Source organism: Sphingorhabdus wooponensis (genome assembly GCF_003933235.1).
Taxonomy (GTDB): domain Bacteria; phylum Pseudomonadota; class Alphaproteobacteria; order Sphingomonadales; family Sphingomonadaceae; genus Sphingorhabdus_B; species Sphingorhabdus_B wooponensis.
The window spans coordinates 817,808-831,062 of record NZ_RWJI01000001.1 but is presented as its reverse complement, the minus strand read 5'-3'; the positions used below and the strand labels follow the sequence as shown (position 1 = coordinate 831,062).

The 13,255-nt window shown below is 54.8% G+C and carries 8 protein-coding genes; 1 reads left to right on the top strand and 7 read right to left on the bottom strand.

The genetic code is table 11. The features are described from left to right. Positions 1-16: 16 nt before the first annotated feature. Positions 17-2,746: a preprotein translocase subunit SecA gene (secA, locus tag D7D48_RS04235; RefSeq protein ID WP_125230874.1), complete on the bottom strand. Its 2,730-nt coding sequence runs from the start codon at positions 2,744-2,746 to the stop codon at positions 17-19. Between the two features lie 87 nt (positions 2,747-2,833). Continuing rightward, the gene (locus D7D48_RS04230; protein ID WP_125230103.1) at positions 2,834-3,106 is read right to left on the bottom strand and encodes a hypothetical protein; all 273 of its coding nucleotides are present in this window, start codon (positions 3,104-3,106) and stop codon (positions 2,834-2,836) included. 176 nt (positions 3,107-3,282) lie between these two features. Between D7D48_RS04230 and argJ the strand changes: the two genes are divergently transcribed. Next, positions 3,283-4,506: a bifunctional glutamate N-acetyltransferase/amino-acid acetyltransferase ArgJ gene (gene argJ, locus D7D48_RS04225; RefSeq protein WP_245964329.1), complete on the top strand. Its 1,224-nt coding sequence runs from the start codon at positions 3,283-3,285 to the stop codon at positions 4,504-4,506. A gap of 261 nt (positions 4,507-4,767) precedes the next feature. Here the strand turns inward: argJ and trxA are convergent, their stop codons facing one another. The 5 genes from trxA to D7D48_RS04200 form a co-directional block, all read right to left on the bottom strand. Next, positions 4,768-5,088 (bottom strand): thioredoxin, encoded by a 321-nt coding sequence (gene trxA / locus D7D48_RS04220; protein WP_125230101.1) that lies wholly within the window; start codon positions 5,086-5,088, stop codon positions 4,768-4,770. Between the two features lie 81 nt (positions 5,089-5,169). Next, entirely contained in the window at positions 5,170-8,601 is a 3,432-nt protein-coding gene (addA, locus tag D7D48_RS04215) for a double-strand break repair helicase AddA (RefSeq protein WP_185739775.1), read from the bottom strand. Continuing rightward, on the bottom strand, positions 8,598-11,567 hold the full coding sequence (addB, locus tag D7D48_RS04210; RefSeq protein ID WP_125230099.1) for a double-strand break repair protein AddB: 2,970 nt from the start codon (positions 11,565-11,567) through the stop codon (positions 8,598-8,600). Before addB ends, addA begins: the two co-directional genes overlap by 4 nt. Further along, positions 11,557-12,285, bottom strand: a complete 729-nt coding sequence (locus D7D48_RS04205) for a nucleotidyltransferase family protein (RefSeq protein ID WP_125230098.1) — start codon at positions 12,283-12,285, stop codon at positions 11,557-11,559. The genes addB and D7D48_RS04205 overlap by 11 nt, the downstream gene beginning before the upstream one ends. Continuing rightward, on the bottom strand, positions 12,278-13,255 hold the full coding sequence (locus tag D7D48_RS04200; RefSeq protein ID WP_125230097.1) for an aminoglycoside phosphotransferase family protein: 978 nt from the start codon (positions 13,253-13,255) through the stop codon (positions 12,278-12,280). The genes D7D48_RS04205 and D7D48_RS04200 overlap by 8 nt, the downstream gene beginning before the upstream one ends.

The following is a 13,255-nucleotide window of genomic DNA, read 5'->3' as shown; positions in this document are numbered from 1 at the left end:
TCCCCCCATCAGATTATCAATAAGCGCCGTGACAGTGCTTATATTTCTGCCCCGAACCACAAGGGCATGGGTCATTGCGGCGCAGATCAGGGTCGCCAGCATAAGGGTCAGTGCCCGCAGATAGCATTTCTGGACGCTGTATTTTTGTTGTTACCAACCCAAGAGAAGCGCCGTCATTGTCGTCATTATTATCTGCACCCGTCAACGGGTCGATATGCGTTGTTAGGAAGTCGGGTAGTTCGGGTAAATCTTGCGGAACAAATTCTTCCTCAGCGCGGAAGTCATTGGTGGCAATGGTTTTGGTCACGCCTTCGCGGATCGCCGACAACATGCGTTCAAACAGGCCAAAGGCTTCTTGCTTATATTCGTTGACGGGGTTTTTCTGTGCATAAGCGCGCAGATAAATTACCTGACGCAAGGCATCGAGCGTCGACAAATGCTCTTTCCAATGATGGTCGAGCGTTTGCAGCAAGATGCTTTTTTCAACCTGACGCCAGATGGTTTCATCTAACGCAGCGCCCTTCGCCTTGAATCGTACCCCCGCCAATTCGGCAATGCGGGTTTCGATCATTTCGGGTTCAAGACCGTCTTCCTGAAGCCAGCTATCGATATCGGGCGCGAGACCAAGCACTTCAGCGCATTTCTGCTTAAGGCCTTCGACATTCCATTGCTCGGGATAGGTCCCTTCGGGGCAGTGATCACCAACAATATTGTTCACCGTATCGTTGAGCATATCCTCAATGATGTCATCGACGGCTTCGGCATCCATGATATCACTGCGTTGTTCGTAAATGACCTTGCGCTGGTCATTCATGACATTGTCATATTCAACCAACTGCTTGCGGATATCATAATTGCGCGCCTCGACCTTTTTCTGCGCGGTTTCGATAGCTTTTGACAGCCACTTGCCGCCAATTGCCTCTCCGTCTTCAAGGCTGGAGTTCATCATTTTGGAGAACAACGTTTCGCTGCCAAAAATGCGCAAAAGATCATCGTCTAGCGACAGATAGAAGCGCGAGAGCCCTGGGTCACCTTGGCGTCCCGAACGGCCGCGCAACTGATTATCAATACGACGGCTTTCATGGCGTTCTGTCGCAAGGACAAACAATCCACCGGCTTCGATAACCTTTGCTTTTTCTGCCGCAATTTCGGCTTTTAACGCTTCGATAGTGGCATCGCGCTCCGGACCTTCGGGCATGTCGCGCAATTCATCGTCCAACCGGAATTCGAAATTGCCGCCCAGCTGAATATCGGTGCCGCGACCCGCCATGTTGGTGGCGATGGTAACGCTGCCTAAACGCCCCGCTTGCGCCACAATATGCGCTTCGCTTTCATGGAAGCGGGCATTCAGGACGCTGTGCTTGACGCCTTCCTTTTCCAAAAATTCGGCAAGCAGCTCGGATTTTTCAATCGATACCGTTCCGACCAAAACAGGCTGACCGCGATCATTCGCCTCTTTGATCGTTTTGGCGATCGCCCCGAATTTATCTTGGGTGTTTTTGTAGAATTGGTCGTCCTCATCCACACGCTGCACAGGCAAATTGGTCGGGATTTCGACGACGTTTAACTTGTAGATTTCATGAAATTCGCCGGCCTCGGTGGCCGCGGTGCCCGTCATGCCGGACAATTTGGGATACATACGGAAATAATTTTGGAACGTGATGGTCGCCAGTGTCTGGTTTTCCGGCTCAATCGTGACGCCTTCTTTGGCCTCCACCGCTTGGTGCAAGCCGTTTGACCAGCGACGTCCGTCCATCATGCGCCCAGTGAATTCGTCAATAATGATGACCTTGTCATCCTTGACGATGTAATCAATGTCACGCTTGAACATCACATTGGCTTTTAGCGCTTGGTCGAGATGGTGCACGACCAAGGTATTTTCATAATCATACAGATTAGAGCCTGTGAGCAAGCCAGCATCTTCAAGCAAGCGCTCCACCTTTTCGGTGCCATCTTCGGTCAAGGTGACGTTGCGGCTCTTCTCGTCTTTTTCATAATCGCCGTCGTCTAGCTGCAGAACCACTGAGTGCACCTGCATATAGAGTTCGGATTTATCGTCGGTGGGACCCGAAATAATCAAGGGAGTCCGCGCTTCATCTACCAAGATAGAATCGACTTCATCGACAATCGCGAAGTTGAATGGACGCTGCACCATTTGTGCGCGCTCATATTTCATATTGTCGCGCAAATAATCGAAACCAAGCTCGTTGTTGGTCGCATAAGTTATGTCGCAATTATACGCGTCACGGCGTTCATATTCGGAAATATTGGGAACGACAACGCCCGTGGTCAGGCCAAGGAAGCCGTAAATCTTGCCCATCCATTCCGCATCACGGCGGGCCAGATAGTCGTTCACGGTCACAACATGGACGCCCTTGCCCTCAAGCGCGTTGAGGTAGCATGCCAATGTTTCGGTTAATGTTTTACCCTCGCCTGTGCGCATTTCAGCGATTTCGCCGCGATGCAGCACAATGCCGCCGACCATTTGTACATCGAAATGGCGCATACCCATCACGCGCTTTGACGCTTCACGCACAGTGGCAAACGCCTCTGGCAGGATATCGTCTAGCGTTTCACCCGCGGCCAGACGGTCGCGGAACAACTGCGTTTGACCTTTCAGTCGGTCATCATCCATGGCGGCGATGTCGACTTCAAGCGCGTTGATCTTATCAACGATCTTCATAATCGATTTAACGTAACGGTCGTTCGATGACCCGAATATGGCTTTGGCAAATCCGCCGAGCATGGATAATTCCTTCAAAATATATTGGAAACGCGCACAATCGGCGCGCGGTAGGTCGCTGTTGAACGCACCCAAAAGGGTGCAAAAAGCCTAACCTAAAATGATATCGTGCCGATCAATCGGCGTATCGGGCGAAACAGCCACCAGGCGCGCTTCACCAATGGCTGGCGCAAGGGAAACCCGCGCCTTCGCTGTCTCACGCACCACGGGTTCAGAAACAGAAACAACCTCAAACGCAGCAGCGGCAACATAAGCCTGCGCAACCGCCGTATCCACCGATGCAGACGCAGAGGATACCGGACGCGCCGCCTCCGCAGCGGAAAATCCGCTCATCATCGCCAGTAGATAAATCAGTAAACGCATATTCTGCCTTATGAGGTGCTACACAGCATATAGGGATACAAAGGCTGCGCGTCTATCCCGAAGCGCGCTGTTTAGAATGCATTGCCGGTTGCGCCAATTGCGGCCAACAGATAAACGAAATGTAACATTTAAATACCCTCCGAAGATTTCTAAGAATATCACAAGGTTACAGATACTTGTCTAGCACTTCTCCACTCGCCATATCTTTTCCTATCATGCCCGATATCGCGGGTGCAACGCCCTATGTTGCCCGCGCAGGGTATAAGGAATGGGACCGCTGTGACCTGAGCTATGTTCGGTTCGATGCGGGCACAACGGTTGCGGGTGTAACCACGCAAAATTTATGCTGTTCGGCTGAGGTCGACCTATGCCGCGCGCATTTGCGGCATGGCCTTGCGCGTGCGTTGGTGGTGAATGCGGGCAACAGCAACGCTTTCACAGGGCAGCGGGGCAAAGATGCGGTGGACGTTATTGTTGGGCAGGTTGCAGCGCATTTGAGCTGCGATGTGACCGAGATATTCGTGTCTTCGACAGGCGTTATTGGCGTGCCTTTGCCTATCGACAAGGCGCAGGCCGGTCTTGAAGCGGCTTTTGGCGCGGCACCATGCAGTTGGGCAGATATCACGCATGGCATTGGCACCACCGATACCTTCGCCAAGGGCGCAACCGCCAGCGCGATGGTCGATGGTCGTAAGGTTCAGATTGTCGGCATAATCAAGGGTTCGGGTATGATTGCACCCGACATGGCCACCATGTTGGGATATATATTCACTGACGCGGCCGTCGACGCGGCGTTTTTGCAGCAGCTTTTGTCTGCCGCCAATAAATCAAGCTTTAGCTGCATTACCGTGGATAGCGACACCTCCACCAGCGACACTGTGCTTGCTTTTGCCACAGGCCAAGCAGGTAATATGCAGCTAACATCATATGATGATGCCGGTGCAGACGCCTTTGCCGCCGCGCTGAGCGATGTCTGCCGCCAATTAGCGCATCTTGTGGTGCGCGATGGCGAAGGGGCGCAGAAATTCATCGAAATTCAGGTTACGGGGGCCGCCAGCAATGACAGCGCGCGGCGCGTCGGCTTGGCGATTGCCAATTCACCCTTGGTCAAAACGGCGATAGCGGGTGAGGATGCCAATTGGGGCCGCGTCGTGATGGCTGTTGGCAAGGCCGGTGAGCCTGCAAATCGTGACACGCTTTCCATCCGTTTTGGTTCGACCTTGGTCGCGCGCAACGGACTGGCGGTGGCCGATTATGATGAAGCGCCCGTGGCGCGTCACCTAAAGCAAAAGGAAATCGAAATAGGCGTTGATCTGGGCCTTGGGTCGGGGCACGCCACAGTGTGGACGTGCGACCTGACCCACGGCTACATAAGCATCAACGCCGATTATCGCAGTTAGGGTTAGGACCACTTAAATCCACCTTCGCGGCGTCAAAATGGCAAAGATATCGAAGGAAAATGTCCGCCGCAGGCAGTTATTCTGCCTGCAAGGGCATTTTATTTCGAGATCTAGGCCATTTTGACGTCCTTCGGATTTGATCTATTTTGTCCATTGCCGCGTTGGCAAAGCTAGACTTAGAACCACTAAGCCTGCGCTTTGCCGCCTTGCACTGAACAAAATGGCCTCAAACCGCGGAGGTGTATTTAAGTGGTTCTGACCCTAAAGCGCGGCTTCGAGCCAGCTTTTCAATTGTGCCTTAGGAGCGGCGCCGACTTTGGTATCGGCAATTTCGCCACCCTTGAAAAGGATCATCGTGGGTATCCCGCGCACGCCATATTTGGCAGGCGTGTCAGGATGATCATCAATGTTCAGCTTCACAATCTCAACTTGCCCAGCAAGCTCATCACTGATTTCTTCGAGGCTTGGGCCAATCATCTTGCATGGGCCGCACCATTCGGCCCAAAAATCGACCAATACGGGTTTGCCTGATGCAAGCACAGTTGCGGCGAAATCATTATCGCCTACGGTTTTGGTAGCCATTTCAATCTCCTTTGTTGTGCCCCATGTATTCCTGCCGCCAAGGGCTGACAAGGACCATGCGCAATAGTTTTGCTTGAAGCGTCAAGAGGCCGGGTAATAAGGGGCCAAGATGTCGTCTGAAAGCGTGATGAAACGCGGCGCATAAGTGAATAGCAGCGACACTTCAACACGCGACGCGGGGAAAATCGTCTGCAATGCGGCACGATAATGTGCCATTTGCCGCAAATGCGGGGCGGGCACGCCGCTTTCATCCTGCGGCACCTGCCGACCCGTTTTGAAATCAATGGCACGCACCAGACCTGGTTCCACCAACAGCCGGTCAATCCGGCCATTGATTACCATTTCGCCTACCACAGCGACCAATGGGACCTCCGCACGTGCGGACGTGCTAAAGAAAGGTGCCCATTGCGGGTTGGTGATGATTTCCCGCACCTCAGCGATAAGCTGGCCCTCATCAATGGCATGATCCAGTGTCTGCGCATTTAGCCATTGCTCCGCTTTTTGCAGAGATGTCTCATCCATGATGCGTTCGAGCAAAGCGTGGATCAACTTGCCGCGCTCGGCGGCCTTGCGCATGGCGGAAATCGCTGGTGCATCGCCATAATCATCATCGTTCAGGCGCGACGGGACTAAAGGACGCGGCGGGCGACGCTCCTCTGGCGCTGGGGCAAAAAGCCAATCGGGCATCACAACGGGCGCTTGCGTTTGCGTAGAGGCAGTAGGGCTGTCTTCTGGCGGCGTCAGGGAGGCCCCATGTTGCCCAACATGGCGTAGCACCTTGCCCCAGCGAGCATCATCTTCCCAATCGCACCCAAGCGCTGTCATGCCCCGTTGCAACAGCGCGCACCAGCTTTCGGCGGGCGCCTCTCCCTTGCGGCTGATGCCCAAAGATCCGGCCATAATCAGCCGTTCCTCTGCGCGCGTGATCGCGACGTAGAGCAAGCGTTTATGCTCTTGCAGTTCACGGGTCTTTTGCCGCTGAACGGTTTCCAGCAACTGCCCCGATTGTTCCGCCTTGCGGATAGGTAACAAGGGTATGCGCTGCCCCTCATCCATCAACAGCTCGGCAGACTGGTCTGGTTTCTTGGTCGGGTCAGATGTCACATCCGCCAAAATGACAACTGGGGCTTGCAACCCCTTTGCGCCATGGACGGTCATAATCCTGACCTCTTTGCTACTGCTGTCGCCCTCGCGCTTGATTTCGGTGTCACCCCGGTCGAACCATGCAAGGAATTTTTGCAAGCCCCCGCTATGTTGCTGTTCAAATTGCAACGCGGAATTCAGCATCTCTTCAATAGGAACCAAAACCTCACTGCCCAGACGCGCGGTGAACTTACGCCGCGCGCCGATGGGGCCGGACAATATCTGTTCCAGGAAATGATAAACCGTCGTGAAATCGGCCATCGCAAGCATATCGCGCAGCAGGGCGATGTGCGGTTCAAGCTCTGGCCGGTCACGAATATGCTGCCACAGGCTGCCCTTGCGGTCGCCGACATAGCCATATTGGAGCAACGTTTCCTGCGACCAACCAATGATGGGTGAAACCAACACACAGGCCAGACTAAAATCATCATTGGGTTGCAGCACAAATTTGATGGCGGCCAGCAAATCTTGCACCACCAAAGGCTGCAACAAACGAAGCCGGTCGATACCTGCAACGGGCACATTGCGTTCATGCAATTGCGCCACCAGCATCGACGCCATGTCACCACGGCTGCGCAATAGAAACAGGATATCGCCGGGCTCAAGGGGACGATTTTTGCTGACGAGCCAAGGTTTTGCGTCAATCAGCGCTTTGACATGGTCCGCGAGCTTCTCGGCCAGTGCGCGTTTTTCATCGCTGAACCAATCCTCTTCTTCGTCCGAACTGCTGTCATCCTGCCCATTGGGTTTGGCGGAAATGGGTTCCAACAGCTCGACCATGCCAATGTGCGGCTTGTCGCTATAATGCTCCGCGATTTCACCGTTTATTCCGAAACTTTCAGGCCCCGCTTCATCGATAACAGCATTAACGAATTCAAGGATTGGCGGCGTTGAACGGAAACTTTGCGATAGACTAAGACGGCTCAACGCAGCCCCCGATTTACCAATACGGTCGGCAAAAGATACACCTGCGGCTTCATAGCGTTCCGGCGCGGTCCCTTGGAACCCGTAAATGGCTTGTTTGAAGTCGCCCACGGAAAATAAAGTGCGTATCTTGTCGGGCTTCACGCCCATACCACTGTAAAAATCTCCCGTGAGTGAGCCAATAATCTCCCACTGCGCGGCGTTGGTGTCCTGCGCTTCATCAACCAATATATGGTCGATCTGCCGATCGAGCTTAAACCGCACCCAATCTGCCATCTGGCCATGTTGCAGCAACGCCGCCGTGCGCCGGATCATGTCATCGAAATCGACCGCGCCCAGCGCGTGCTTCGCTTTGCCATATTGCGCCGCAAATTCCTTGCCGACCAACAAGGCCCGCGCCAGCCTGTCGGCATATTGCGCGCGCACCACCTGCCCCATCAACTGGTTGGTCCATTCGAACAGCGCCAACGCTTGCGCGGCATATTCATCCGTCAGTGGGGTAAAGTTCTTGGACGCATTCTGCACTTCGCCGTCCTTCGTTGACCAACAACCATGAAGATCCGCGAATAAAACTGCCCGCTCTGCCGGAGAACGGGACAACCAGTTTTGAAGCACCGCCGCACGCTTGCCACCACGGCTATCGGCTTTATTTTTGCCCCATGAAAGATTGGCGTCGATAATGGATTGCAGGTCCGCGCGCGGAATGTGTTCGTCAGCAAACGCGGCCGCTAACATATCCTCAACGGATCCGGAAAAGCTGACATCCGCCAAGCGCCGCGCCCAGACCACGGCCCCTGCATCATCGGGGATACCGGCCATCACATCAGGGGCCGCCGCGGTGCGATGCAAGAAGCGCAGCGCCGCTTCCTCGCCCATGTTGACGCTCAGTTCCTGCAAATTGGCAATCATCCTGCCGTCACCACGCGCTTCGGCATCCAAAACCAAATTCGCGAGCGCCGCGTCGAGCAATTCGCGCTGCTCGCGCCCCTCAACCGGCTTGAACCCCGGCACAAGGCCAGCCTCTTCTGGAAAGCTACCAAGCAAGGATTGGCAGAAGCTGTGGATGGTCAAAATCTGCAACCCACCGCCGGGCGCATCCAGAACCTTTGCGAACAATTGCCGTGCTTTTCTGCGCGCCTCGGGACCAAAATCTGCACCAATTGCTTTTAGGTCGTTACCTAGCGCGGTGCCGTCCATCTGCACCCATGTCGCCAAAAGCTGATTGATGCGGTCCGCCATTTCGGACGCGCCAGCCTTCGTAAATGTGATGCACAGCAGATTTTCCGGCTCAACATCATTTTCCAACAACAGCCGGATGACACGCGCCGTCAGCACTTGCGTTTTACCCGTACCAGCCGATGCGCTAAGCCAAATATTGTCGCGCGGAACAACAGCGCTGGCTTGCGCGGAGATTAAGGGATGCAGCTTTTTAGGTTCTGCACTCATGCCGCGTCCTCGATTATTGCCTGACGCCCATTCCATTCCTGCAAGCGCATCAATTGGTCATAATCGCCATAAAGAGCGAATTCGGGGTGCAGCTTTGCGGTAAAGGGCGCGTCACCCAATATCCATTTACCAATCGCCGCTTCCGCGTGTTCAACCGCAAAGGCAATGAATTCATTGCGATCAGGTTTTTTATCGCCTGTACGTGTGCTTGTCGGCATAACAATATGGCCGAAAGCTTCCTTGTTTTTGGCAAGGCTCCAATATTCGAAATGGCTCGCTTCGCCTGACACGCCTTTGATGGCCAGCTCTTCCGCCATGTAACCGATGAGGCCCAGTTGTAGCGCGAAGCCCGCCTTAACTTGCTTGGCCGTTGGTGGTGATCCGGTTTTATAATCAATGATAACCAAGTCGCCATCTGCGGTTCGATCAATACGGTCCACCCGCCCTTTGACGGCGATACCTTTGAGATGGACAGTGCCGGGTTGCTCGGCAACCGCCACGACGCGACCTTGTTCGGTCATTAGGCGCTTGGTTTCTTCGGCCACCCAGCGCAACCCAGCGGCAATACGTGGCTGCCATAATGTGCGCAGCAAGGGATCGCTCGCTTCCTGCGCCAGCAAGGCATCGGCGCGTGCAACAAGCTTATCAACCGCGCAAGCGTCGTGGGTGAACCATTTTTCCAATATGTCGTGGACGAGGCTCCCGCGCCACGCAAAACTGGGTTCGGCATCAACCTTTTCCAACACGGGCAGCCCCAGAATACGCTTAGCGTAAAAGGAATAAGGGTCAGATTTCAACTGATCGAAATCGGTAACGGACAAGGAAACCAAACGCTGTTTTGCATTTGGCATTGGCACTGGCCGCGTAGCGAACGGTTCCTTTTCGGCAGGACGATCCAGCGCATCGGCACAGTCCAATAATGCATCATCAACCGCAAGCGCCTTTCCCATCAGCGCTTTGATCCGTAACAGAAAGCGCGACGCCACCGTTGGCCCGCCACGATCCCGCCGCGCGCGGGTCAGCAACACCTCTTGCGCCCCCAAGGCCGTCGCCAAATCATGCGCCGATAGGCCAATATTTCTATCCAAGGTTGGCAGTTTCAGGTGCCGTCGGATAGCGGGGGCCAACCATGGATCAGGCTGCGCGATTTGTGGCCATGTGCCTTCGTTCAAGCCGGAACAAATCAGTAAGTCTGCCTGTTGTAGCCGCGCCTCCAACAGGCCGTAAATCGCGACGCGCGGATGCCCACCATAAGGCGGACGAACAACCGCGCCGGAGAAAATTTCCTTAAACGTCCCAACCAAGCCGGTTGTATCGATACGGCCAAGCGTCGACAGATTGCTCGAACTGATCTCCTCCCAATTGCGTGCCAGTTCGCGGCCACTTGCGCCCCGCCAGATGCCACCATCGGTAAGCGCCGTGGCCACATCGCGCAGTGTCGCAAGAACATATTCAAATGACTGGCCATCGGCATTCTCTAGCGGTGCCAACATGGTGACAACGCCAGACCACCACGCGATAAGCGCTTCATTTGGTTTGCGCGCTGTCTCCAACCGCCGCGTGATCGCCGCAAGCCCAATGCCAGTAGCTGTGCCCCGCAATGCAAGATCAAGCTGCCGCACATGGTCCAACCAGTCGAGCCTTTGCGTACCGGCAAATACCAAAGGATGCTTGGCAATGGCCAAGATGCTCGACGCGGAAAATCGGCTCCAAATCGCGTCTACCAGCGCCAGCGCAAGCGTGCCCGGCGGTGTTTGCAGCAAGGGTATACCCGCGCTGTCGTCAACCTCTATACCCCAGCGGCGTAACTGCCCAGCGACCCGCACCGCCAATTCGCGATCTGGGGTAATCAGCGCAACCCGCTTTTGCGCGGTTTCCAACGCCCCACGAATACGCACCGCAATGGCCTTGGCTTCTTGGGCGCTATCTTCCGCCTCCAACCATTTAGCATGCGGAAGGCTTTTGCGCTCCGGTGGCAGTTCCTGCCAATATACGCTATGTTCTGGAAGGCAGAATATCTCCGAAATCGTTGTGGCTTCTGGTACCGACTTAGCGGTTGGGAGAACCGTAATCTCGCTGCGATCTATGCCCATGAGTTCCAGTAAATGTTTCAAATGAAACTGCGGATGCACCTCGACATTATGACGGCGGCCAAAGCTTGGGTTATCCAAATTGGGTGGCGATAGATTGTCCCATCGCGCATCCGGCATATCAATATCCACGCCCGGCAAGATGACGTGCCCGTTTGGTATAAGTGCGACACGGCGCAGCACGCGGGCGACAGCCTTTGCAGAGGTTGTAATCCCCACCGCTATGATCGGAGCTTCACCGGCATTTTGCGCTAAACGCTGCTCAAGCGCCGCCAACAAATGGTTCCGACGTTCTGCTGGCCCCAGCAATTGGCGCGCGGTTAAAGCCGCCCGATAGGCAGGCAATATCTGCAAAAGCCGCGCATAAGCATCTTGCCAATGTCCGGCCAAATCAGCCTCAACTTTAATATCTGCGAAAGCGGCAAAGTCGACCAGATCAACCTCAAGCGCATCGATCAATTCTGCCAATTTGCGCGCAAGTCGTAATGCTTCCGCAGGCGAAAGCGGCGCATCACCGGGCTGATAGTCTTTGACGAGCTTCGCCAACAACATCAGCCGTTCAAAGGGCGCGATAGATGGCCATATCGTGCTACCCATCTCTATGGGGTCAAGCATCGGGCCTAAGGCTTCGTCCATCTGCATGTCACCCACGGCAACCATACGCGGCAAAAGCATACCCGGCGCCGCCTGCCGCACAAAAGCCTCCGTCATGGCCTTAATCGCGCGGTTATTCGGCAAGAGGAGTATGTTGTTACTAATCGCCAGCGGGTCTGCGCCAGCGGACTGCAATATCCATTGCGCGGTTACATCGCATAGGTCATTACCCAGCGGTACATTGAACACATGAGCGCGGGGCGCGGAGCCTTTATCCGCCATATTGTTCTGCCAATTTCGCTTCGGTTGCCGCTATTGCCGCTGGATAGCCGACATCGAACCACAGGCCGTCATGCACGATACCCATGCAACGGCCTTGGGCTATTGCACGATCCCAGAATATATTGGTTGAGAACACGTCTGCAGGCGCATCGACAATGAGGCGCTTCGACAGCATTTGAATACCGGTCCACACATAAGATGCAGGCGCATCACCTTGACGACGTGACAGTCGGCCATCTGCATCCATATTAAAGTCACCAATGCCTTGGCTATTATACGCAGTCTCCAACGGAATGAGGAGCATGAGTACATCCATGCGGGCATCATCCCAATGCGCCATAAGCTGCGAGATCGCATTGTCGCCCGCATTGGTCCACCAATTGTCGGCGTTGACGCAAATGAAGGGATCATCGGAAATGAGCGGCAACGCGTGCACCAAGCCGCCCCCTGTGTCGCGCAACAACGCGCGCTCATCGGAAATGCGCACATCCAAATCCGCCGCTGAAACGGCCAAATACTGTTCCACTTGTTGTGCAAGATAATGCACGTTTACGACGATTTTGCCGACACCAGCATCGCGCAAATGATCAAGCACATGGTCCAGCAATGCAACACCGCCCACTTCGATCAGGGGCTTTGGCCGGTCCGCGGTCAGGGGCATCATCCGCGTCCCCTTGCCCGCCGCCATGATCATCGCTGTATCCACATGCTTAACCATCGATATTCAATTCCGTCGGCAATTTATGGCGCACGTCCGAAGGAATAAACGTGTCGAACCAAAGTTTGACAGGCGCAAGGTCTGGATGGGCCAAATCGCGTTCCAGCAGCGCCCACATGCGCGGCAAGAAAGATAAATACCGTTCCTTGCCATCGCGTTTCCATAGACGCGTGAAGATACCGATAATCTTGGTATTCCGCTGCGCACCCAGCAAGGCGTAATGCGCGTCAAAATCAGCACCGGGTTTTGCCACAGCATGATAATAAGCCAGCATCTCGGCTTCCAACGCAGGCGAAACGTCGCGCCGTGCATCTTGCAGCAAGGACACTAAATCATAGGCCGGATGTCCGACCAAAGCGTCCTGAAAATCAATTATTCCCTGTTGACCATCGTCCAGCAGCATGATGTTTTCAGCATGGTAATCGCGCAGCACAGTGACTTTCTGATAATCCGCAAGCGGGGCCAGCGCGTCGGTCCAAAGCTGATCAAATGCGCTTGCGTCAAACGATATACCCATCGCCGGCATGTACCATTCCGACAAAAGCTGCACTTCGCGCATGTACGTCGCCATGTCATAAGGCTGCGCTTGCACCGCAGGCGTCTGCGCCAACCGGACAATCGCATCGATAGCCGCGCGATAGACCGCCGCCTCATCTTCGGGATTTTCGTCCAGATGCTCCCGCATCCGCCGGTCGCCAAAATCTTCTATCAGCAACAGTCCGCGGGTCAGGTCGGTGGCGAAGATTTCGGGTGCGCGGAACTGATGCCCGTTCAAATATTGTGCGATATGTATGAAAGGACGCGGGTCCTCATGCGGTGGCGGCGCGTCCATCAAAATCGCCTTGCCGCGCGTCGCGGACTCCACGCGGAAATAACGACGGAAAGATGCATCGCCCGCAACCGGCGCCACTATTGCGCCTTCCCAACCATGCAATCGCAGAAATTCGTCCAATCCTGCGGGCGGTGCCAT

Excerpts from the sequence above, each read along its gene's own strand:
- secA (WP_125230874.1), bottom strand. The coding sequence starts at position 2,746 with ATGCTCGGCGGATTTGCCAAAGCCATATTCGGGTCATCGAACGACCGT.
- D7D48_RS04230 (WP_125230103.1), bottom strand. The coding sequence starts at position 3,106 with ATGCGTTTACTGATTTATCTACTGGCGATGATGAGCGGATTTTCCGCT.
- trxA (WP_125230101.1), bottom strand. The coding sequence starts at position 5,088 with ATGGCTACCAAAACCGTAGGCGATAATGATTTCGCCGCAACTGTGCTT.
- addA (WP_185739775.1), bottom strand. The coding sequence starts at position 8,601 with ATGAGTGCAGAACCTAAAAAGCTGCATCCCTTAATCTCCGCGCAAGCC.
- addB (WP_125230099.1), bottom strand. The coding sequence starts at position 11,567 with ATGGCGGATAAAGGCTCCGCGCCCCGCGCTCATGTGTTCAATGTACCG.
- D7D48_RS04205 (WP_125230098.1), bottom strand. The coding sequence starts at position 12,285 with ATGGTTAAGCATGTGGATACAGCGATGATCATGGCGGCGGGCAAGGGG.
- D7D48_RS04200 (WP_125230097.1), bottom strand. The coding sequence starts at position 13,255 with ATGGCACCGCCCGCAGGATTGGACGAATTTCTGCGATTGCATGGTTGG.